The organism is Paractinoplanes hotanensis, from assembly GCF_023717965.1.
Classification (GTDB): Bacteria; Actinomycetota; Actinomycetes; order Mycobacteriales; family Micromonosporaceae; genus Actinoplanes; species Actinoplanes polyasparticus.
In genome coordinates, this window is record NZ_JAMQOL010000022.1 from 44,579 (window position 1) to 65,499 (window position 20,921).

A 20,921-nucleotide genomic window follows, 5' to 3' on the forward strand; every position below is an offset into this window, starting at 1 on the left:
GGGGCGGAAGTCTAATCGCGCAATCTTATGTACGCTTGTACGCATGACCGCGATGCGCGAGCGCATGCTCGCCGGTGAGCTCTATCAGGCCGACGATCCGGCCCTCTTCAGCGACATGAACCGGGCCGCGGCGCTTTCCCACCGCCTCAACACGGCCGACCCTACCGACCACGCCCTGCGGCGCGAGCTGCTCACCGAGCTGCTCGGGCGGTTCGGCGCGGAAAGCGAAATCCGCCCGCCGTTCCGATGCGACTACGGATACCAGACCTTCGTCGGCGCCCGCACCTTCGCCAACTTCGGGTTGATCAGCCTGGATGTGGCGACCGTCACCATCGGCGACGACGTGCAGATCGGGCCGAACGTGCAATTGCTCACCGCCTGGCATCCGGTCGCTGCCGGGCCCCGGCGCGCCAAGTGGGAGGCGGCCTCGCCCATCGTCATCGGCGACAACGTCTGGCTCGGCGGCGGCGTCATCGTGCTGCCGGGGGTGACGATCGGTGACAACACCGTCGTCGGGGCGGGAGCGGTCGTGACCAGGGACCTGCCACCCGATGTGGTCGCGGTCGGCAATCCGGCCCGCGTGATCCGCGAGGTGGAGCCGTGACCGCCGTGCCCGCCGCCCGTTCGCCCCGCCGCTACGACCCCGACCGCAAGAGCCGGATCGTCGACGCGGCCATCCGGGTGATCGCCGATCACGGCGTCGCCGGCACCACCAGCCGGCGCATCGCGGCCGCCGCCGACGTGCCGCTCGGTTCGATCACCTACCACTTCGACAGCCTCGAGGACCTGCTCGAGCAGGCCTTCCGGCGGCACGCCGAGCTGATGTCGCCGCGCTACGAGGCGCACTTCGAGGGGGTCGCCGACCTGGCCGGGTTCGCCGACGCCGTCACCGACCTGATCAACGGTGATGCCGGGGGCGACGTGCGCGACTGGGCCGTGTCGTACGAGCTCTACCTCGCCGCCCTGCGCAATCCTGCCCTCCGGAGCGTGACCGACGCCTGGATGCGCCGATCACGAACGGTGCTTGAGCGATTCATCGATCCGGTCACCGCGCGGGGCATCGACGCGGTCATCGAGGGCCTCGTCATGCACCTCACCCTGTCCACCGCCACCTACGACCGCGCGGAGACCCGTACGATCGTGGGCCGTTTCCTCGGAGTCCCGCAGTGACCTCTGCCGTCGAGGCGACACCGGAGGTGCGGGCGGCGACCCGCGCCGTCTACGCCGCCTTCATCCTGGCCGGCGTCGCCGCCGCCAGCTGGGCCTCGCGGATCCCCCAGGTGCGCGACGAACTCGGCCTCACCCCGTCCGGAATCGGCCTGGTTCTGCTCTCGCTGGCCGCCGGTTCGATCATCTCGCTGCTGCTCGCGGGGCAGATCGTCGCCCGGCTCGGCTCGAGCCGAACGGTCGCCGCCATGGGCGCCCTGCTCGGCGCGGCCATGGTCGGGGTTTCGATCGGCTACCTGTACGGCGTGCCGCCGGTGCTGCTCGCCCTGTTCGCGTTCGGTTTCGCGAACGGCTCGTGGGACGTCGCCATGAACGTGCAGGGCGCGATCGTCGAACGGCGCCTGGGCAAGGCGATCATGCCGCGTTTCCACGCCGGCTTCAGCATCGGCACGGTCGCGGGCGCCCTGGCCGGCGCCGGAGCGGTCGCGCTCGGCATCTCGGTCACGATCCACCTCGCCGTCACCGCGGTGCTGATCGCCGCCGTCGTCATCGTCGCGGTGCGGGCCTTCGTCCCCGACGACGCCGGCCCGGTGCCCGCAGTCACCCCGTCCGACCCGACGATGGTCGGCTCCACCGCGCCGGTCACCAAGCGCAACGGCCTGCACGACGCGCTGGCCACGTGGCGTGAGCCGCGCACGATCATCGTCGGCGTGTTCGTGCTGGCGTTCGCGTTCACCGAGGGCGCGGGGATCGACTGGATCAGCATCTCCATGATCGACAGCTACGGCACATCGGCCGCGGTCGGCACGCTGGCGTTCGCGCTCTTCCTGGCCGCGATGACGGCCGGCCGGTGGTTCGGGCCCGCGCTGCTCGACCGGTACGGTCGGGTGGCCGTCGTGCGGGTGCTCGCCGCCGTCAGCCTGGGTGGGCTCGCGCTCTACATCCTCGGGCCGGCCACGCCGCTGGCCTTCGTGGGTGCGCTCTTCTGGGGACTGGGTGCGTCGCTCGGCTTCCCGGTGGGCATGAGCGCAGCCGCGGATGATCCGGCCCACGCAGCGTCCCGGGTGAGCGTCGTCGCCTCGATCGGCTACTGCGCCTTCCTGGGCGGGCCGCCGCTGATCGGCTTCCTGGGCGACCACATCATGGTCAAGAACGCGCTGGTCGCCGTGGCGGTGCTGCTGATCGTCTCGATCACCATCGCCGGAGCGGTGAAGCCGCTGCCGGAGCCGAAGGTGTCCTAGCAGTACGATCCCGCGCGTGGGCAGCGGTTACCGGGAGGCCACGGCGTCCGGCCCGGGGCGTCTGATTCGCCGTACGGTAAGGGAATGGCCAAGCCTCATCTCCGCCCGCCCATGACCCCGGCTCAGAAAGACACCTCCGACGACCAGCCGGAGGCCCTGCCGGCGCAGGTCTTCGGCGTGGTGACGGCGGGCGGCCGGTGCCCCGCCTGCGGCAAGGTGGTCACCGACGTCAACGCCGAGCCGCTCGACTACCGGGAGCAGGAGGACGGATCGCTGCTCGTCGAATCCGTTGTCTTCGTCGTGCTCCCGTGCGGGCACGACTTCACGCGCCGGGTGGAGCTACGCTGACGCGCCATGGACGCCTACGGGGACAAGGTCCGGCTGCGGGCCATGGGGGTCGCGGACGCCGAGGCGCTGTGGCGCTGGAACCGCTGCTCGCGAACGAGCTTCGGTAGCGGCCAGCCACGCGTCGTGGGCGGGGCGACCGTTATTTCATGACCAGGCGGCCCGTGGCCTCGAACTGGGCCAGGTCGGCCAGGGTCTCGTCGAGGACGAACGACTTCGGGCCGGGCAGCGCGTCGAGCGGGAAGAAGCCGGCGTCGACGGACTCCTCGGTCTGGCGCAGCAGTTCGCCCTCCCAGGTGTGGATCCGGAACGACATGAGGATCTGCTGGTAGGTGTGCCCGTAGTCGTTCGTGTAGGTGTAGGCGCTGTAGAACGCGAACGGCGTGAGCGACGTGGCCCGCAGACCCGTCTCTTCCCACACCTCGCGGATGGCGCAGTCCTCCATGCTTTCGCCGAGTTCCATCGCCCCGGCCGGAATGGCCCAGCGGTGGTTGTCGGACCGCTGGATCAGCAGCAGCCGATTCTGGTCGTCGAAGATGACCCCGCGCGCCCCGACGAAGAGGATGGTGTCGGAATCCCCGACACTCGCCCGCACCTTGCCCAGGTAAGACTCAGCCCACGTCAATGCCACGGATCAACTCTAGTCACGCCGACTTCTTGACGGCCTTCTTGGCCGGAGCAGCCTTCTTGGCCGGGGCTTTCTTGGCCGCAGTGGTCTTCTTGGCAGCCGCCTTCTTGGCTGGGGCCGCAGCGGCCGGGGCCGGGGCCGCAGCGGCCGGGGCCGGTGCGGACTCGCCGCGGGCGGCCTTGGCTCGTTCGACCGAGGCCTTCAACGCCGCCATCAGGTCGACCGCGGCCGCCGGAGCCTCCTCGGCCTCTTCCGGCTGTACGATCTCGCGGCCCTCGACCTTGGCGTCGATCACCTCTTGCAGCGCCGCCCGGTAGTTGTCGGTGAACTCCTCGGCCTTGAAGCTGCCGGCCATCGAGTCGATCAGCGAGCTGGCCATGGCGAGCTCGGCCGGGCGGGTCTCGATGTCCTCGTCGAGAAAGCCGAAGTCGGGCGTACGAACCTCGTCGGGCCACAGCATGGTGTTGAGCACCAGCACGCCCTCGTGCACGCGCAGCGTGGCCAGCTGCTCCCGCTGGCGGATCGCGATCTTGACGATGGCGACCCGGTCGGCGTCCTGCAGGGCGTCGCGGAGCAGCACGTACGGCTTGGCCGCCTGGCCCTCGGGCTCGAGGTAGTACGACTTGGCGAACAGGATGGGGTCGATCTGCTCGGCCGGCACGAACTCGAGCACGTCGATCGCGCGCGACGTGGTCAGCGGCAGGTCGGCGAAATCCTCGTCGGTGAGGATGACCATCTCGCCGCCGCCGATGTCGTAGCCCTTGGCGATGTCGTCGTAGCTGACCACCTCGCCGTCGACGGAGCAGGTGCGCTGGTATTTGATCCGGCCGCCGTCGGTGCGGTGCACCTGGTGAAACCGAATGTCCTTCTCCTCGGTCGCCGAGTAGAGCTTGACGGCGATGGACACCAGGCCGAAGGAGACCGCGCCCTTCCAGATCGCTCGCATGATGACTCCTGTACCCAGGGTGAGACGTCCTGATCAGGATGGCATCACTGAGACCCCTGCGTAAGGTGTTCGATCCTGCCTATGGTGATTCGGTGCCTGGTGCGCCGTTGTCTCCGATGCTCGCGACCGCCGGTGCGCTGCCGGTCGGGCCAGGGTGGAGCTACGAGTTCAAGTGGGACGGGGTACGGGTTCTCGCGCTCTTCACCGAGGGATCACCCGACCTGTTCGCGCGCTCCGGGGCGGTCGTGACGGCGGCGTACCCGGAGATCGCCGACCTGAGCCTGCCCGCGGGCACGCTCGTCGACGGCGAGATGGTGGTGCTCGACGCGGCCGGCCGGCCGTCGTTCACCGCGCTGGCCGAGCGCATGCACGTGCGGGAACGCCTGCGAGCGGCCCGGCTGGCGGTGACGCTGCCGGTCACGTACATGATCTTCGACCTGCTCTTCCTGGACGGCCACGACTGCACCGGCCTGCCCTATCGGTCCCGCCGCGAGAAGCTCGAGGAGCTGGGCCTGGCCGGGCCGAACTGGATGGTGCCACCGTCATTCGGTGACGGGGCGGCCACCGCGGACGCGGCCCGCGAGAACAGCCTCGAGGGTGTGGTGGCGAAACGGGACGACTCGGTCTATCTGCCGGGCAGCCGCTCACCGGACTGGGTCAAGGTCAAGTTCGACCGGACCGGCGACTACGTGATCGGGGGGTGGCGGTCGGGCGTACGCAAGCTCGGGGGTCTGCTCGTCGGCGTGCCGACCGCGGACGGGCTGGCCTTCCGGGGGCGGGTCGGCGGGGGCATCGGCGCCGTGGCCGAGAAGGAGCTGCTGGCCGCGCTCGAACCGCTGGCCCGGCGGGAGTCGCCGTTCCGGGCCGGTGCGGTGCCCCGCGAGGATTCCCGGGGAGCCCACTGGGTACGACCGGAGCTGGTGGTCGAGGTCCGCTACGGCAACCGGACGCCGGACGGGCGGCTGCGCTTCCCTCGCTATCTGCGGTTGCGCCCCGACAAGTCGCCCGAGGAGTGCGCGGAGGAGAACGAGGATGCCCGGTGACCGTTTCGGAGTGTCGATCGAGGGCCGTGACCTCGAACTGTCCAACCTCGACAAACTGATGTACCCGGCGGCCGGGTTCACCAAGGGCGAGGTCATCGACTACTACACGCGCATCGCCCCGATCATGATCCCGCACCTGGCCGACCGGGCGGTGACCCGCATCCGTTACCCGAACGGCGTCGACGGGGTGCACTTCTTCGAGAAGAACAAGCCCGGGGGCACGCCGGACTGGGTGCGGCTCGAGACGCTGCCCGTGCCCGGGTCGACCAAGAGCCGCGAGACGATCGACTTCGTGGTCGTCGACGAGTTGGCCACCCTGGTGTGGCTGGCCAACCTGGCCGCGCTCGAGCTGCACACGCCGCAGTGGCGGATCGGCGCCGACCCCGACCTGCTCGTCGTCGACCTCGACCCGGGGGCGCCGGCCGGACTCCGGGAGTGCAGCGCGGTGGCCATGCTGATGCGTGACCGGCTGGAGGCGGACGGGGTCTCGGCGTACCCGAAGACTTCGGGCAAGAAGGGGATGCAGCTGTGCTGCCCGATCTCGGGCACTCAGAACGCGGAGCTTGTGTCGGCGTACGCCAAGAGCGTCGCGGAAGAGCTGGCGGCGATGGTTCCTGGCTCGATCACGGCGAAGATGGCCAAGGCCGTTCGGCCGGGCAAGGTCTTCATCGACTGGAGTCAGAACAACGCGGCCAAGACGACCGTCACGCCCTATTCGCTGCGGGCCCAGGCCGAGCCGACCGCCTCGACCCCGCTGACCTGGGACGAGGTGGAGGCGGTGGCGACCGGCGCCGCGGAGCCGCGGCACTATCGCGCGGCCGAGGTGCTGGAGCGCGTCGACAAGCACGGCGACCTCATGGAAGGCCTGCTCGAAGCGGGGCCGGCACTTCCCGCCTAGACCTACCTTGCGGCGCAAGGTACTGTGTCGCGCATGGCAGATGCTTCGCAATTGGCGACGAGTCTGCGCCGCGGCACGCTCGAGTTCTGCGTCCTGGCCATGGTCGAGACCGAGGACAGGTACGGCAACGAACTCGTGCGACGACTGGGCGAGGAGCCCGGGCTGGCCGCCGGCGAAGGCACGATCTATCCACTGCTCTCCCGCTTGCGCCGGTCAGGTTGGCTGGAGAGCAAATGGGTCGAGTCGCCGAGCGGCCCCCCGCGGCGCTACTACGGCCTGACCCCGGGCGGGCGCTCCGCGCTCGACCACTTCCGCACCGAATGGGTGCAGTTCCGACAGACCGTCGACCGACTTGTGGGGACCGGTGAGGCCGCATGAAGACCCGAGAGAACGATGTCGTCGCCGAATACCTCCGCGAGGTTGATCAGCGCCTGGCCGGCATCCCCGTCCTGCAGCGGCGGGAACTGCTGAACGACCTGGCCGCGCACATCGCTGCCGAGCAGGCCGAGCGCAACCTCAGCAGCGAGGGCGAGATCATCGAGGTGCTGGAACGGTTGGGCAGCCCCGAGGTGGTGGCCGCGGCCGCCCACGAGGAGGCCGGCACCCGGTTCACCCCGCCGGTCGCGCCCGGTCGCGGCAAGCTGTGGCTGATCCTCGGGATCGCCGCCGCCGTCGTGCTCGTGCTGGGCTTCTGCGCCTTCTTCGCCCTGGCCAGCGGCGACAGCAGCGTCGAGGGCCCGGCACAACCAGCCGCGACCGCACCACCGGCGCCCGAGGCGTCATGACCCCGGTGGGTACGCTGCTGGCGTGACGACGTCTCTGCGAACGGGCGCCGTCCTGCTGACAGCTGTGCTTGCCGCGCTCACCCTGGCCTGCACCCGGACGGCCGGAGGGGCGGGCGTGGACGAACCGGTCGACCTCCACCGGTGGATCGCGCAGCAGGTGGCAACGTTCTCGGTCGACGGCCCCTACCGGGATCCGGACCAGTCCGAACGCGACACCGCCCGGGACGCCTTCACGGCCATCACCGGCGGCGACCTGGCTCGGGCCGAGCAGTTGCTGGGCGATCTCGGCTTCCGGACGACCCACGCGGTGAACAAGGACGGCAAGCCGGTCCGGATCTACTGGGCCGACCCGCAGACCGGCTGGGGCGGCCTCTTCGTCGACCCGTCGACGGCGGTCGGGTCGGTCGTCGAGGTCCCGCATCCCGCGTTCGACCTGAACACCGAGAAGCTCGGGCTCAGCCTCTTCCGGGCGATCCCGGGCAGCCTGCTGCTGATGGCCGGGGCGCACCGACAGGCCGGGGGCGGAGCGGCCGACGTCGCGCACAACGACCGGTCGATGTTCCAGGTGTTCAGTGTCGAGTCGGCCCGGCGCGGCCTGCCCCAGGTGCAGTTGCACGGGTTCGCCGACCGCAGCCTGCCCGGCGCCGACGCGGTGGTGTCCACCGGTTCGGCGCCGCACAACGACCTCGCCGTCCGGATCGCCCGCGAGCTCAAGGCGGTCGACCGGCAAGTCTGCCGGGCCTGGGCGTCCCGGTGCGTCGGACTCGAGGGCCGCACCAACGTGCAGGCCGCCGCGGCCGGCGACACCCCGTTCGTGCATCTCGAACTCGGCTGGGGGCTCCGCCGCGACCTGGCCGACCGCGACGTCGTACGGGACGCCATCGTCCGCGCCTGGGCGTAGGGCTCAGATGCGCCGGGCCGTGCGCAACCGCGTGGCCCAGTAGCCGGAGCCGTCCAGGATGGACTCGCCGTGCAGGTCACCCATGGTCGGGCCGTTGGCCTGGCTGCGGCTCGAGATGAACCGGCGGTGCCCCTGGTCGTCGATGCCCAGATACATGCCCGAGTGCTCGATGTGCTTGTTCTGCACCGGTCCGGCGTTGAACAGCAGAATGTCGCCGGGCATCAGCCGGTCGATGTCCGTGGCGCGCTTGCCGGTGTTGGGCATGAGCTGCACCCCGGGCCCGTTGGCGGCCATGGCGAGGGCGCGCCGGGGCAGGCCCGGGCCCTTGTCGTTGCCGCCGAGCAGCGGGTAGCCGCTGCGGTAGCCGTAGACCATGCGCAGGAAGCCGGAGCAGTCCAGGCTCAGTATGTGGGTGGCCGACGGCTTCTCGTCCTTGCCGTCGACGAACTCCCATCGACTGCCGAGGTAGTCGTAGAAGTCCGAGTTCTCGGCGCGGCCGTCGGGGTCGATGTCCGACAGCGGGCCGAACGACGCGTCGCCCGAGTACTGCCGGCCGTTCTTGTCCTTCTTCGGCGCCGCTCCGTACGTGTACTCGAACGCGATGGCCAGGATGTCGGGCGACCGGTCGGCCACTGCCTTGGTCAGCCAGGTCGCGAACCACGGCTCGTTGACCGCGGCCGGGGTCCACGACCTGGGCGCCAGCCGCACGTACTCGGTGGTGATGATCTTCGCGGAGGTGAAGCGCGCCTCGGCGAAGGTCCGCCGTGGACCCTGGAGGTGGGCGGTGCGCGTGCCGTCGGTCATGACCGCCACCAGCTGGCCCTGCTTGGTGAGGACCTCGGTGCGGTTGGGGGCGGGGCGGCGCTTGACGACGTACTGCTGGAGGGCCGGCGCCTGGGCGGCCTGAACCGAGCCGCCGATGCTGATCTCGCGTTGCTGCGCGGTGGCCAGCCGGGAGCCACCGAACGTGACGACGCCCACGCCGATCAACAGGGCCACGCCGGCGGCGGCGATGCCAGCCGAGTTGCGGTTCATGCGGTCGCTCCTGGATTCAGGTCGCCGGGACGAAGCCCGCGACGATGCCGGTGATGGCGATCCCGTACGTCAGGCCCGTCACCATCGTGGTGGCGAGGATCGTGGCCCGGGGTGGCTGCCGCACCAGCTGGTAGGCGATCAGGCCGGGGGCGACGAAGCCCAGGGTCTGGTGGGCGAAGAGCAGCGGCAGGTCGCGCTGCACGATGACGAACAGGGTGAGCTGCAGGAACACGCTCAGTAGGACGATCGAGGCGAAGAGCCGCTTGCCGTAGAGGATCACGAAGCGCTGCATGACCCGGGTCAGCCCGTACGTCACGATGGTCATGACGAACATGACCGCGGCCTGGGGCGGGTCCTCGATCAGGGCCAGTGCGATCCAGCCCGGCGTGATCATCCCGCCCGGGGAGAGATTCGTCGTCAGATAACAGAGCAGCGCGAAGATCAGACCGATGCCGAGGCACGCGGTCGAGAGCTGGGCGCTGAGCTCGCCGCCCAAGGTCATCGGGGTACACCTGTCTGTCGCGGGCGGGGGACGGCGGCCGCCTGGGCATCGTGGGTCTCGCTGGCCGTCCACCCGGGTAGGGCGCCGAGCTCGTGCAGTAGCACCTCGCCCTGGCCGTGGATGTTGCCGCAGGCCACGATCGAGGCCAGGTCCGTTACGGCGTCGAGCACCTCTTCGAGCAGCCGTTCCGGCGGCATCCGGCCACCGAGGTCGACCACCCGCGAGCGGAGCTGTTCGGGGACGGCCGAGGCGGCGCTGCGGGTCGGCTCGCCGATCAGAATGATGCGGTCCGGCTCGACCTGGCCGGTGAGCGTGCCCATCTGCCCGTTGCGCTCGACCCGGTCGGGTCGGCAGTTGATCAGCATGGCCAGCGGGCGGCCGATCAGCCGCTGGCTCTCCAGCTGGCGGATGTTCATCAGGGTGGACTCCGGGTCGTTGGCCGCGAAGACGTTGGCGAACGCGACCCGCTTGTACCCCTGCCGCACCCGCGACACCGAGAGCACACCCGGGTCGGGCGGCGCGTCCCACATGCCTTGAAGCGCGCTGGCCCGGTCGACTCCGAGCAGTTCGGCGACGGCGAGCGCGATGGCCACGTTCTCCTTGAAGGTGATCCAGCCGAAGTGGCTCATCTCCTCGTCGGTCACCGACTCCGGGTCCACCGCGATCAGGCGGCAGCGGCGCTTGTCCGCCTCCTCCCGCAGGATCGGCAGGCGCTCGCGCTCGGCGGTGACGCAGATCCCGCCGACCGCCATCGACTTGCTCAGCGAGCGGGCGACGTCGTCGAGGGTGGGGCCCATCTCGGCCAGGTGGTCCTCGCGGACGTTGCAGAGCACCCCGATGTCCGACTTGATGAGCTTGCTCTGGTTGATCTCCTGGAGGGCCGGCATGACCGCCATGCACTCGATGACCAGGGCGTCCGGGTGGTAGACAGCGGCCCGCCGCACGATGCCGATCTGCTCGACGACGTTGGCGATGCCGAACTTGCGGTGCACCGGTTCCTCGGTCGCATCCGGGAAGATGAAGCGGGCCGCGGTCCCGGTCGTCTTCGCGACGACCTGCAGGTGCCCGCCCCGCAGCGCGCCGGCGCAGAGCCGGGTGATCGAACTCTTCCCGCGGATGCCGTTGACCAGCACCCTGTGCGGGATGGTGGCGAGGTTCCGCTCGTGGTTGCGTTGCTCGATCACGCCCGCCCCGAGCAAGCCCAGGAAGCACAGCGTGAAGATCACATAGAGGTACAGCATGGACGGTTGCTCCCCGCTCAGGACTCGCGCTTGGCCCGGCGGGGCCGGGGCAGGACGGCGGTGAAGTTGGCAGCGGAGCCCCGCAGCCGGACGGCGCCGCCGAAGCGGGCCGAGCCGGTGTGCCGGACCTGACGACAGATCTCCAGGCACATGGCGATGGCGCCGACGTCGTCGTGCCGCTGCGGGATGATCGGCTCGTCGAAGTCGCCGGCCCCGATCCGGTCGGCCGCGTCGGCCAGGCGGCGCAGCGGGCGCACGAAGATGAAGAACTGCCAGATCAGGGCCACGACGAGGACAGCCACGACGGCCGCCACCATGAGCAGGGCCCAGCGGCGCTCGATGAGGCTGGGCAGAGGCAGGGTGTCCGCCTTGCGGTCGGTGACCACGACCCATTCCAGGTGGGCCGCCGTCGGATGGGTGATCGCGGCCCCGGCGACCAGTGCCGGTCGGCCGTCCAGGTCCTGGGCGCGCGAGTTCGTCACGCCCGGCAGCGCGGTGGCGGCCACGGTCCGCATGGTCGTGTCCCGCAGCGGTTGGAACGCGCGGTACCCCTCGGAATCGAGGATCGTCCGCAGGCCGGGGTCGGCCACGACCGCCCGGCCGTCGCTGCTGCGCACGAGTCCCAGCAGGTAGTCGATGTCGTACTCGGCGACGACGGCCCGGCCGTCGGTGCGCACCTGGTAGGCGTAGACGACGGGCAGGCGGTCAACCTCCGGGTCCAGCAGCACCCCGCTGCGTCCGGGCAGGGCCTGCCGGGAACGCAGCGATTCGCGTCCGGCCGAGGCGGTGACCGACCCGTCCGGTTCGACGAGATAGACGCCGCGCAACCGGTGGTTGGCCGCCAGCGCCTCGTCGAGTTGGGACCGGCCGAGGCTCGGGGCCGGGGCCAGCCGGGCGACCGTGCGCAGGCCGCTGTCGAGCGCGTTGCCGAGAGTGTTGCTGATCGCCTCGACCCGGCTCTCCTCGTCGCGGTTCAGCTGCACTGGCAGCGTCGCCGACGGGGTGACCACGGCGACCGTCACCGCCAGTGCGGGCCCGATGACGGCAACCAGCGCGGCCAGGGTGAGCCCCTGCCGGACGGTCGGCCGCCAGCGCCGGCCGTGGATGCGGTGACCCGACGCGACCGCGAGAGCCTGGGCCACCCGGTACGCCTCCTGGGTCCGCAGGATCCGCCGGGTCCTGGTCAGCGCACCGCTGGCGTCGAGCTTGGCCTGGTACAGCAGGTGTTGCAGCGGGGCCACGAGGAAGGCCCGCATCAGGACGTACGCGGCGATGGCGGTCAGGGTCACGGCGAGGCCGAGCACCAGCCCGGTGAACAGGGACGGGCCCGCGGTCACGGCGGCCACCACGGCCGAGGCGACCACGAAGCCGGTCTCGGCGACCGGGGCCGCCGACACGACCAGCGCACGGCCGCTCCACTCCTTGATGCGGATCGTCTCGCTGCGGCTGGAGCCCAGCCCGGGCAGGTCGCGGAGGAGTTCGCCCCGGTGCTCGGCCGGGATCGCGTCGACGCCCTGGACCAGGTAGTTCTGGCCGTTCGGGGTGAGGACGTAGAGACCCTGCTGGGCGTCCGCGTTCAGGCGCAGGCTGCGCATCAGCAGCCGCTGGACGCCGACCAGCATCCGATCCTCGCCGAGGATCTGGGCCCGGATCACGGCCGGGCCCTCGACGGTCATCACGGGGGTGTCGCCGACGGGGAGCAGGCCGTTCGGGATCAGGTTGAGCGGAATCGGCTCGGCGCTGGCCGCGATCACCTTGCGGGTGCTGGGCTGGATGACCGCGACGCCCGCCCAGGAGGCCTCCTCGCCGGTCAGCCCGGCGATCGTGGCCGCCGCGACCGGCGCCCCGGCCAGCAGGGCGGCGGCGGTCTGGTCGAAGGCGTCGTCGGCCGCGGTCACGCTCAGGGCGAGGCTGTGGGCGACCTTGCGCATCAGGTCCTGTTGTGACTCGCGGACCGCGGCCGGGACGTCCTCGCGGTCGGAGACCGCGAAGCCCAGCACGGTCGCCAGCGCGATCACCATCGTGGTCCACAGGTAGACCAGGGCGGGCGCATGCGACCCGGCCGGGAACCCGGACTCGGGCAGCTGCTGGCTCAGCGCGCGCCATCGCCAGGCGATGAGCTGATCGGTCGAGAGGACGGAAGTCTCCGGCCCGCTCGGCGACGCCACGCGGGTGTCGACCGTCGTCACTTAGAGCGCGTCCCATCCGGGGGGCATCCGCGTCGGGGGGTTGGGCCGGCTTGCCTCCCCGCAATTGCGCCGGTCTCCGCGTTCGAGCGGGGACTATAACAATCCGATAGCGCGGCGTGGCACTCGTTCAACAGCAATTCACCTGTGCTACTGGGCCTTTCGGACTTTTCACCGGCCAACCCCTCGTACGTAGAAGGTCGACACGCCCCCGCCCCGGTTGAGCAGGTGGCTCTGGATCCGGGTCGCCGCGGCCTCGTAGATTTCCCGCCGCCCGGCCGGCAGGGCCGGACTGGCCAGCGCCTGTTCGAGATCGATAAGCCGAATATGTGGATTGAGGTCGATGAAGGTCGGCAACGCCTCGACGGCGGCGACCTTCCAGCGGCCCTTCTCGCCGGCCGGCGCGAATATGACGCGCATCATGCTGCCCTCGCGGTTGCCGTTCACCGGCTGCGGATGGCGGGAGGCGAGGTCGCCCAGGCCGTAAATGATCCATTTGTCGCCGATGCGCTCGACCGGCTGCACGACGTGGGCGCCGTGACCGAACACGATGTCCACATTGCGCATCGTGGCGATCGACCGGGCCAGGGTCTGCTGATCGACGTCCGGCTCGTTCTCGCCCAGCGAGCCCCAGTCGACGCTGACCACCACGATGGTGGCGCCGGCGTCGCGGGCCTCCCGGGCGTCGTCCCTGATCTTCTCCACCGTGGGCCGGGCGACGGCCCACTCGCGGCCCGGCGGCACCTTCTGCCCGTTGAGTCCGAGCGTGTAGCTGAGATGGGCGATCTTCACGCCGTCCGCCGTGTAGAGCCGGGGCGACCCGGACTGGTCCTCGCTGCGGTAGGTGCCGGAGTGGCCGACCTTGGCCTTCTCGAGCGCGTCCAGCGTGGCCGTCAGACCCGCCGTGCCCTGGTCGAAGGCGTGCGCGGCGGCCGTCGAGCAGCCGTCGAAGCCGGCGTCGGCGATGGCCCGGGCCAGCTCGGGGTCACCCAGGTAGATCCCGTTGCCGCGACGCAGCGGGGCATCCAGGTGGCACAGAGCCAGGTCGGCCGCCGAGACGGCGGGGCGGGCGCCGGCCAGCACCGCCGCGAAGTCGGGCCGGGTGCCCCCGCCGTCGCGCCGGGCCTGGTCGCGGAGCTCGGGCGTGGGCAGGATGCTGCCACCGGCCAGGACGGTGACCGTGCGACCGCTGACCGCGACGGGCTCGGCCACCGCTCGTACCGGCGCTGGTGGATCTTGTGGGTCGTTGATCTGCCACAGGCCCATCGCGTGCGACGCGACCCCGGTGGCCGCCGCCACGACCACTAGGCCGAGCGTCGCGCGGAGGAGTTTGCCGGCCTTACCGCTGCTCTCGGTGCTGGACACGGCGGCCAGAATAGGCGACCCGCGCCCCTAGTCGACCTGGGGCAAGGCCGGGCCCAGGATGTCGTCGGCGTCGACGATCGTGTACGCGTAGCCCTGCTCGGCCAGGAAACGCTGGCGGTGGGCGGCGTACTCGGTGTCGATCGTGTCCCGGGAGACGACCGTGTAGAAGTGCGCCTGCCGCCCGTCCCCCTTGGGTCGCAGCACCCGGCCGAGCCGCTGCGCCTCCTCTTGCCGGGAGCCGAACGTGCCCGACACCTGGATCGCCACCGCCGCCTCGGGCAGGTCGATCGAGAAGTTGCCGACCTTGGACAGGACCAGCGTCTTCAGCTCGCCGGAGCGGAACGCGTCGAACAGGCGCTCGCGTTCCTTGTTGGTGGTCGAGCCCTGGATGATCGGGGCGTCGAGGTACTCGCCCAACTGGTGCAGCTGGTCGATGTAGGCCCCGATGACCAGCACCTGCTCGTCGGGGTGCTTCTCGACCAGGGCGCGCACGACCGGCAGCTTGGTGCGCGCGGTGGCGGCCACCCGGTAGCGCTCCTCGGCCTCGGTCACCGCGTACGCCATCCGCTCGGCATCGGTCAGCGTGACCCGCACCTCGACACACTCGGCGGGCGCGATCCAGCCCTGGGACTCGATGTCCTTCCACGGGGCGTCGTACCGCTTGGGGCCGATCAGCGAGAACACGTCCCCCTCGCGGCCGTCCTCGCGGACCAGCGTGGCAGTCAGGCCGAGCCGCCGGCGGGCCTGCAGGTCGGCCGTGAACCGGAAGATCGGCGCCGGCAGCAGGTGGACCTCGTCGTAGATGACCAGGCCCCAGTCGCGGGCGCCGAACAGGTCGAGGTGGGTGAACGCGCCGCCGCGGCGCGAGGTGAGCACCTGGTACGTGGCGATCGTCACGGCGCGGATCTCTTTGCGCTCGCCGCTGTACTCACCGATCTCTTCCTCGGTCAGCGAGGTGCGCGCGATCAGTTCCCGCTTCCACTGGCGGCCGGCCACCGTGTTGGTGACCAGGATCAGCGTCGTCGCCTTGGCCGTGGCCATGGCAGCCGCGCCGACCAGCGTCTTGCCGGCGCCGCAGGGCAGCACCACCACGCCCGAGCCGCCGGCCCAGAAGCCGTCGACCGCCTCCTGCTGGTACGACCGCAGGGTCCAGCCGTCCTCGGCCAGGTTGATCTCGTGGGCCTCGCCGTCGACGTAGCCCGCCAGGTCTTCGGCCGGCCAGCCCAGCTTGAGCAGCGCCTGCTTGAGCCGGCCGCGCTCGGACGGGTGGACCGCGATCGTCTCGTCGTCGATCTTGGCGCCGAGCATGCCGGCCAGCTTCTTGGACTTCGCCACCTCGATCAGCACGATCTTGTCGAGGCCGCGCAGCACCAGGCCGTGCGAGGGGTCGTTGACCAGCTGCAACCGGCCGTAGCGGTCCATCGTCTCGGCCACGTCGACCAGCAGCGCGTGCGGCACCGGATAGCGCGAGTACTTGATCAGCGAGTCGACCACGCTCTCGGCGTCATGCCCGGCGGCGCGCGCGTTCCACAGGCCGAGGGGGGTCAGCCGGTACGTGTGCACGTGCTCCGGTGACCGTTCGAGCTCGGCGAACGGGGCAATGGCCATCCGGCACGCCTTCGCGTCCGGATGGTCGACTTCCAGCAGGAGGGTCTTGTCGGACTGGACGATAAGTGGTCCGCCGCTCACGTGTTACACCCTTCGAAGAGCTCAAACCGACCCTCCAGTGTGACACGGATCCGGTGCAACCTTCCGGCACGCGACCGCGTTGATAGAGATGCGCGGGGGAGGCGGGTCGCACCCTACGGGGGTGTGCGACCCGCGCGTCAGTTCTCCTCGTCGGGAACCGCGGCCGTGATCCGGTGCAACGCGAAGGTGTGCAGCGTTTCCGTACGCTCGTCCTCCGCCCGCAGGTAACCGGCGCTCAGCGACACCGGCCGCACCAGGCGCGACAACGTGGCCCCGTGCGAGTCGACGTAGCCCACCCAGACCCGAGCCTTCTCCCGTACGGCCTGCTGCAGCACCGCCATCGCCTGGCCGTGCTGCTGCACCGAGGTCAGCCCCGGCACGCCCTGCCCGTTGGCAGCGCGCACGCTCACCGGGGCCCGGCGGGCCGCGCGGGTGGCGATGTCCCCCCGCCGGATCTGTTCGACCACCCCGGCCAGCCTCGGCCCGGCCAGCAGTGGAGGGCCGGCCTGATCGGCCAGCCGGGAGACCACCGACGTACGGGTCGGCGCGCGGCGCACCTTGGGCCGGGCCAGCACCGCGGCGCCGCCCGCGTCCTCGGCGACCGGAGCGAAGCCCGCCTCGCGCAGGCCGCCCAGCAGCCGCGCCACCTGCAACGGGCTGACCAGCACGGTCGGCGCGATCTGGCGCAGGCCCAGCGAGCCAAGCCGCTTGTCGGCCATCACCTCGGCCAGCAGCGCCTCGTCGTCGCTGCGCAGGTAGGACCCGGCGGAGCCGGCGCGCAGGCCGCCGTGTCTGCGGGCGGCGTCGTCGATCATGTAGGTCAGCGTCTGCGGCACCGGAGTGCGTGACCGGCGGCGGAACAGCGAATGCAGATCGGCCGCCGTGTAGCCGACGTCGAGGGCCCGCCGCATGCTGGCCGCGGTGACCCGGAACACGCTCGCGCCGCCGGCCGACTCGGGCTCGGCGATCACGTCGAGCTCGGCCGCCAGTTCCGGTTCGGGCGGGCCGGGCACCACCACGGACAGGTCGGCCTGCACCAGCACGTGGTCGACCGGAGCCGGGAGCAGCGCGTCGAGCGTGCGCACGACGTCGCCCGGCGGCTCGGCCGCGCCCGGACGGACGCCGAGCGGGTCGCCGTCAGTGTCCTCGGCATCTTCGAAGAGCAGCCGGCCGTACGAGGTGACGGCCCCGAGCGCGGTCACGCCGAGCGCCGCCGCGCTGGTCAGGGCATCGCGGTGCGCCGCCTCGCGGCCTCGCGAGCGGCGGGGCGTCTGCCACGCGAGCAGGCCGAGCACCTCGTCGAACTGGGGCGCGGTGCCCGGCTTGAGGTCGGCCAGCACGAGCACACCCTCGCGCCGGGCCTGCGGGGCGCCGGCGCGTTCGGCGTCGGGGGCCAGGGCGTTGATCGGGCGGTCGCGGTCGTCGCGCCGGCCGATGAGCCCGGGCTGCCGGGTCATGGCGAGCCACGCGCGGGCCAGCGACACCCAGCGCTGGGCGATGCTGAGCGCGCGCCACAGGTCGTAGGCGCCGGTGGGCAGGAAGATCTCGTCGACCACCCCGGAGGCCCTGCTCACGGTCACCGACCGCGACGTGCCCGCCGCGTCGGCCTCGCCGAGCAGCCCGGCCGCGTACGCCACCTCGAGTAGCAGGCCCGCGCCGGGCTCGTCGAGGCCGGCCGCCTTGGCCAGGCGCTTGAGGTCGCGTACGCCCAGGCCGCCGGCCCGCAGCACCGGGGCCGGCTCGGCGGCCAGCGCCTCGAGGAGGGCTTCCGTGCTGCGGACGGCCTCCATCACCTGGCCCGCGCCGGCCGAGTCGATCGACTTCGGGTCGCGGACCGTGCCCTCGGGGATCGGCGGGAACGGCCGCAGCGGGCCCAGCGGGCCGGTGTCGCGGCGCAGCAGCAGGCCCACCTCGCGGGGCAGTTCGACCAGCTCACCGTCGGGGCGCGGGGCCCGGCCGGCCTCGCTGATCGGCACCAGCACGTGGTTGTCGACCAGCCAGCGCACCGGCTCGCCGGCTGTGCCTTTAGTCCTTTTTTGGGTGGCGGGTGGGGCGGTTGGATGGGAGTCACGGCCGAGCGCGCCGATCGGTGGGCCGGCGGTGAGCCGGTCGAGCACGGCGCGGGCGCCGGGCGGGGCGGCCAGGACCGTACGGCGCAATTTGGCCTTGTCGGCGCAGAGCGCCGCCGCCTGGGGGTCGAGGAAGTCGGCGGGCCGGCCGAGACCGGCCGGATAGGGCGAGGTGACCTCGTCGATCGCGCCCACGAGGTGCAGAGCATCGTCGCCACCGAACATGAGGAAGCGGACGCGAAGGCGGTCGATGGCGACGCGGACGTCCTCCGGCTCGACGTCGCAGGCGAGCTCCAGGATCGCGCCGACCGAGGTCAGGGCCGTTTCGGGGGCGCGGCTGAGCCGGGCCGCGTCGAGGACGGCGAGGGTGAACTCGTCGAGGCCGTCCAGGCAGCGGGCGACCGAGCCGCGGGACTGCGCGCGCACGGCGAGCGCGGAGATGTCGGCGGGTACGGGGACGACCAGGTCGGGGCGCAACTGTATGAGCGCGCTCAGCGCCTCGTCAGTGAGCGACCGCAGGTGATCGGCGAATGTGGTGGCCATCGTGTTCAACGCTAGCGACCGTGGGACGATATTGGAGTGCCCGGCTCCGGCCGGCGCCAAGATCTTGAACCGGGACATTGAAGGGGACATCCGTGGCCGCGAAGAACAATCTGCCGGGTACCGCCGTCAAGGGCGGCGCCGCCGACCGCCAGACGCAGCCGCGCGGGCCCGAAGACCACTTCAACGTGTCCGAGATCGTGTCCGACCGGGCCGCGGCGCCGTCGCCCTTCGGTGACGACCAGACCTTCCCGCTCCCGGTCGAGCAGTTGCACTACATCCCGTCGACCCCCGCGTGAACTGAGCCGGCAAATGTCATGCCCTCCGGGCCCTCGCCTGCGAGGCCGTGCTGAGGCGCGGCGGGGTGCCGCTCGGTGCAGTCGGTCATGACGCAAGCGGTCGGGTTCGACCTGGACATGACCCTGATCGACTCCCGGCCGGGCATTCGCGCCGCCTACCAGGCGCTGACCGCCGAGACCGGCGTCTTCGTGGACGCCGACCTCGCGGTCAGCCGCCTGGGGCCGCCGCTGCGCACCGAGCTCCGCCACTGGTTTCCGGCCGAGCAGATCGAGCAGACGGTGACCACCTACCGGGCTCTCTACGCCCGGTACGCGATCGCCCCGACCGTGCCGATGCCCGGCGCCGCCGAGGCGCTCGCGGCCGTGCGTGAGCTGGAACTCCGTGTTGTGGTCGTCACATCGAAGCTGGGCCGGCTCGCCCGGCTGCACCTCGACCACCTGGGCATCGTCGCCGACGAGGTGGCCGGTGACCTCTTCGCCGAGGGCAAGGCGGCGGCGATCACCGAGCACGGCGTCGGCTGGTACGTCGGGGATCATGTGGCCGACATGGTGGCCGCGCGCACGGCCGGGGTGCCGGGCGTCGGCGTCGCCACCGGGCCGTGCCCGCCGGACGAACTCCGGGCCGCCGGGGCCGCGTACGTGTTGAAAGATCTCACCGGTGTGCCGGGTCTGCTGCGCGAGATTGCAGTTGGGTCCGGACCCACGGCTTAAGTAGCCTTGCGGTAAGCGGTTTCCATTCGAGGGTTGTTCGGGGCCTGCCTTGACCGGCGGACTGCCGTAGGTCGGCGCCTCCCACCGCCCTGAACAATTCTCACCAGTGAAGTTGAGGTCAGCGGTGCCCACGGGTCGAGTGAAGTGGTACGACGCGGCGAAGGGATTCGGGTTCGTCACCAGCGATGAGGGCGGCGACGTGTTCCTGCCCAAGGGCGCGCTGCCGGCCGGGGTGGCCGAGCTGAAGACAGGTCAGCGCATCGAGTTCGGCGTGGTCGACAGCCGCAAGGGCGCGCAGGCGATGGGCGTGAAACTCATCGACGCGCCGCCGTCGCTGTCCGAGCTGCGGCGCCGGCCCGCCGAAGAGCTGCACAGCATGGTCGAAGACATGATCAAGTTGCTCGAGTCGCAGGTGCAGCCCGGCTTGAGCCGCGGCCGCTACCCCGACAAGCGGGTCGCCCAGAAGATCGCGCAGCTCGTCCACGCGGTCGCGAAAGAGTTCGAAGTCTAGATAAAGGGCTTCACCGACGGCGTCAATCCCGCCGCCGCTGCACGCTGTAACAGGGCGTCGGCGGCGGCGAGTCCGTCTGGGCCCAATTCCAGGGTGAACTCGTTGACGTAGAGGTCGATGTGCTGCTGGACGACCTCGGGCTCCATCTCTTGCGCGTTGGCCAGCACGAACTCGCGGCTCGCGTCGGGGTTGGCCCACGCCATGCTCACCGAGTTACGGATCCACTCGGTGGCCTGGACCGGGTCGACAGCGCCCTTGCGGGCCAGGATGGCGCCGAGCGGGATGGGCAGGCCGGTGTCGGATTCCCACCACTCGCCCAGGTCGGCCAGCGCGGTGAGCCCGTAGCGCTGATAGGTGAAGCGGGCCTCGTGGATGACCAGGCCGGCGTCGAACCGGCCCTCGGCCACCCCGGGCATGATCTGGTGGAACGGGACGACCTCGATGCGGCCCGGCGCGCGGTCGGCCGACCAGAGGCGGAACAGCAGATAGGCCGTCGTACGGTCGCCCGGCACGGCCACCGTCTTGCCGGCGAGGTCGACGCCGGGCTCGCGGGCCAGCACCAGCGGACCGCAGCCGCGGCCCAGCGCGCCGCCGGTGGGCAGCAGGTCGTAGTCGTCGAGCAGCCAGGGCAGCGCGGCGTAACTCACCTTGACCAGGTCGAACTCGCCCCGCTCGGCCGCCGTGTTGGTCACGTCGACGTCGGCGAAGGTCAGATTGACCTCGGGCGTGCCCGGGATGAGCCCGTGCACGAGAGCGTGGAAGACGAACGTGTCATTGGGACACGGGGAGACCGCGAGTGAGAGCGCCACGGGTCCACGC

The 20,921-nt window shown here is 71.1% G+C and carries 22 protein-coding genes; 12 read left to right on the top strand and 10 right to left on the bottom strand.

Going from position 1 to position 20,921, the window contains the following annotated elements; translation table 11 throughout:
• Window positions 1–43 precede the first annotated feature (43 nt).
• From LXN57_RS17670 to LXN57_RS17685, 4 genes are all read left to right on the top strand, one after another.
• Window positions 44–604, top strand: coding sequence for a sugar O-acetyltransferase (locus tag LXN57_RS17670; RefSeq protein WP_251799257.1), 561 nt, complete (start codon window positions 44–46; stop codon window positions 602–604).
• Window positions 601–1,170 (top strand): TetR/AcrR family transcriptional regulator, encoded by a 570-nt coding sequence (locus LXN57_RS17675; RefSeq protein WP_251799258.1) that lies wholly within the window; start codon window positions 601–603, stop codon window positions 1,168–1,170. The genes LXN57_RS17670 and LXN57_RS17675 overlap by 4 nt, the downstream gene beginning before the upstream one ends.
• Complete coding sequence (locus LXN57_RS17680; protein ID WP_251799259.1) at window positions 1,167–2,408, top strand: MFS transporter; 1,242 nt, start codon at window positions 1,167–1,169, stop codon at window positions 2,406–2,408. The genes LXN57_RS17675 and LXN57_RS17680 overlap by 4 nt, the downstream gene beginning before the upstream one ends.
• An 84-nt stretch (window positions 2,409–2,492) precedes the next feature.
• Window positions 2,493–2,756, top strand: coding sequence for a hypothetical protein (locus LXN57_RS17685; protein ID WP_251799260.1), 264 nt, complete (start codon window positions 2,493–2,495; stop codon window positions 2,754–2,756).
• A gap of 139 nt (window positions 2,757–2,895) precedes the next feature.
• Here LXN57_RS17685 and LXN57_RS17690 read toward each other — a convergent pair whose 3' ends face one another.
• Window positions 2,896–3,384 carry an NUDIX domain-containing protein gene (locus tag LXN57_RS17690; protein ID WP_251799261.1) on the bottom strand — a complete coding sequence of 163 codons (489 nt, stop codon included), beginning with the start codon at window positions 3,382–3,384 and terminating at the stop codon, window positions 2,896–2,898.
• Window positions 3,385–3,397: 13 nt separating this feature from the next.
• Window positions 3,398–4,327, bottom strand: coding sequence for a non-homologous end joining protein Ku (ku, locus tag LXN57_RS17695; protein ID WP_251799262.1), 930 nt, complete (start codon window positions 4,325–4,327; stop codon window positions 3,398–3,400).
• Window positions 4,328–4,419: 92 nt separating this feature from the next.
• Between ku and ligD (LXN57_RS17700) the strand changes: the two genes are divergently transcribed.
• Genes ligD (LXN57_RS17700) through LXN57_RS17720 form a run of 5 tightly spaced genes read left to right on the top strand, consistent with a single transcriptional unit; the run spans window position 4,420 to window position 7,954 of the window.
• Window positions 4,420–5,370, top strand: a complete 951-nt coding sequence (gene ligD, locus LXN57_RS17700) for a non-homologous end-joining DNA ligase (RefSeq protein ID WP_251799263.1) — start codon at window positions 4,420–4,422, stop codon at window positions 5,368–5,370.
• Window positions 5,360–6,268 carry a non-homologous end-joining DNA ligase gene (gene ligD / locus LXN57_RS17705; protein WP_251799264.1) on the top strand — a complete coding sequence of 303 codons (909 nt, stop codon included), beginning with the start codon at window positions 5,360–5,362 and terminating at the stop codon, window positions 6,266–6,268. Before ligD (LXN57_RS17700) ends, ligD (LXN57_RS17705) begins: the two co-directional genes overlap by 11 nt.
• 33 nt (window positions 6,269–6,301) lie before the next feature.
• Window positions 6,302–6,646 (top strand): PadR family transcriptional regulator, encoded by a 345-nt coding sequence (locus LXN57_RS17710; protein ID WP_251799265.1) that lies wholly within the window; start codon window positions 6,302–6,304, stop codon window positions 6,644–6,646.
• Window positions 6,643–7,053, top strand: a complete 411-nt coding sequence (locus LXN57_RS17715; protein WP_251799266.1) for an HAAS signaling domain-containing protein — start codon at window positions 6,643–6,645, stop codon at window positions 7,051–7,053. Before LXN57_RS17710 ends, LXN57_RS17715 begins: the two co-directional genes overlap by 4 nt.
• Before the next feature lie 22 nt (window positions 7,054–7,075).
• Entirely contained in the window at window positions 7,076–7,954 is an 879-nt protein-coding gene (locus LXN57_RS17720; protein WP_251799267.1) for a hypothetical protein, read from the top strand.
• A 3-nt stretch (window positions 7,955–7,957) separates the two neighbouring features.
• Here LXN57_RS17720 and LXN57_RS17725 read toward each other — a convergent pair whose 3' ends face one another.
• From LXN57_RS17725 to LXN57_RS17755, 7 genes are all read right to left on the bottom strand, one after another.
• Entirely contained in the window at window positions 7,958–8,989 is a 1,032-nt protein-coding gene (locus tag LXN57_RS17725) for an NlpC/P60 family protein (protein ID WP_251799268.1), read from the bottom strand.
• A 16-nt stretch (window positions 8,990–9,005) separates the two neighbouring features.
• The gene (locus LXN57_RS17730) at window positions 9,006–9,491 is read right to left on the bottom strand and encodes a poly-gamma-glutamate biosynthesis protein PgsC/CapC (protein ID WP_251799269.1); all 486 of its coding nucleotides are present in this window, start codon (window positions 9,489–9,491) and stop codon (window positions 9,006–9,008) included.
• Window positions 9,488–10,732 carry a poly-gamma-glutamate synthase PgsB gene (gene pgsB / locus LXN57_RS17735; protein ID WP_251799270.1) on the bottom strand — a complete coding sequence of 415 codons (1,245 nt, stop codon included), beginning with the start codon at window positions 10,730–10,732 and terminating at the stop codon, window positions 9,488–9,490. Before pgsB ends, LXN57_RS17730 begins: the two co-directional genes overlap by 4 nt.
• 17 nt (window positions 10,733–10,749) lie before the next feature.
• On the bottom strand, window positions 10,750–12,921 hold the full coding sequence (locus LXN57_RS17740) for a HAMP domain-containing protein (RefSeq protein ID WP_251799271.1): 2,172 nt from the start codon (window positions 12,919–12,921) through the stop codon (window positions 10,750–10,752).
• A gap of 168 nt (window positions 12,922–13,089) precedes the next feature.
• Window positions 13,090–14,283 (bottom strand): CapA family protein, encoded by a 1,194-nt coding sequence (locus LXN57_RS17745; protein ID WP_251799272.1) that lies wholly within the window; start codon window positions 14,281–14,283, stop codon window positions 13,090–13,092.
• 27 nt (window positions 14,284–14,310) lie between these two features.
• Complete coding sequence (locus LXN57_RS17750) at window positions 14,311–15,972, bottom strand: DNA repair helicase XPB (protein WP_251799273.1); 1,662 nt, start codon at window positions 15,970–15,972, stop codon at window positions 14,311–14,313.
• Window positions 15,973–16,109: 137 nt separating this feature from the next.
• Window positions 16,110–18,584, bottom strand: coding sequence for a helicase-associated domain-containing protein (locus LXN57_RS17755; RefSeq protein ID WP_251799274.1), 2,475 nt, complete (start codon window positions 18,582–18,584; stop codon window positions 16,110–16,112).
• Window positions 18,585–18,676: 92 nt separating this feature from the next.
• Here LXN57_RS17755 and LXN57_RS17760 point away from each other — a divergent pair, with 92 nt between their 5' ends.
• From LXN57_RS17760 to LXN57_RS17770, 3 genes are all read left to right on the top strand, one after another.
• Window positions 18,677–18,880, top strand: coding sequence for a hypothetical protein (locus LXN57_RS17760; protein WP_251799275.1), 204 nt, complete (start codon window positions 18,677–18,679; stop codon window positions 18,878–18,880).
• An 87-nt stretch (window positions 18,881–18,967) separates the two neighbouring features.
• On the top strand, window positions 18,968–19,591 hold the full coding sequence (locus LXN57_RS17765; protein ID WP_251799276.1) for an HAD family hydrolase: 624 nt from the start codon (window positions 18,968–18,970) through the stop codon (window positions 19,589–19,591).
• A gap of 124 nt (window positions 19,592–19,715) precedes the next feature.
• Window positions 19,716–20,102: a cold-shock protein gene (locus LXN57_RS17770; protein WP_221379738.1), complete on the top strand. Its 387-nt coding sequence runs from the start codon at window positions 19,716–19,718 to the stop codon at window positions 20,100–20,102.
• Here LXN57_RS17770 and LXN57_RS17775 read toward each other — a convergent pair.
• Window positions 20,099–20,911 (bottom strand): 1,4-dihydroxy-6-naphtoate synthase, encoded by an 813-nt coding sequence (locus LXN57_RS17775; RefSeq protein ID WP_251799277.1) that lies wholly within the window; start codon window positions 20,909–20,911, stop codon window positions 20,099–20,101. The genes LXN57_RS17770 and LXN57_RS17775 overlap by 4 nt on opposite strands.
• Between the last annotated feature and the right edge of the window lie 10 nt (window positions 20,912–20,921).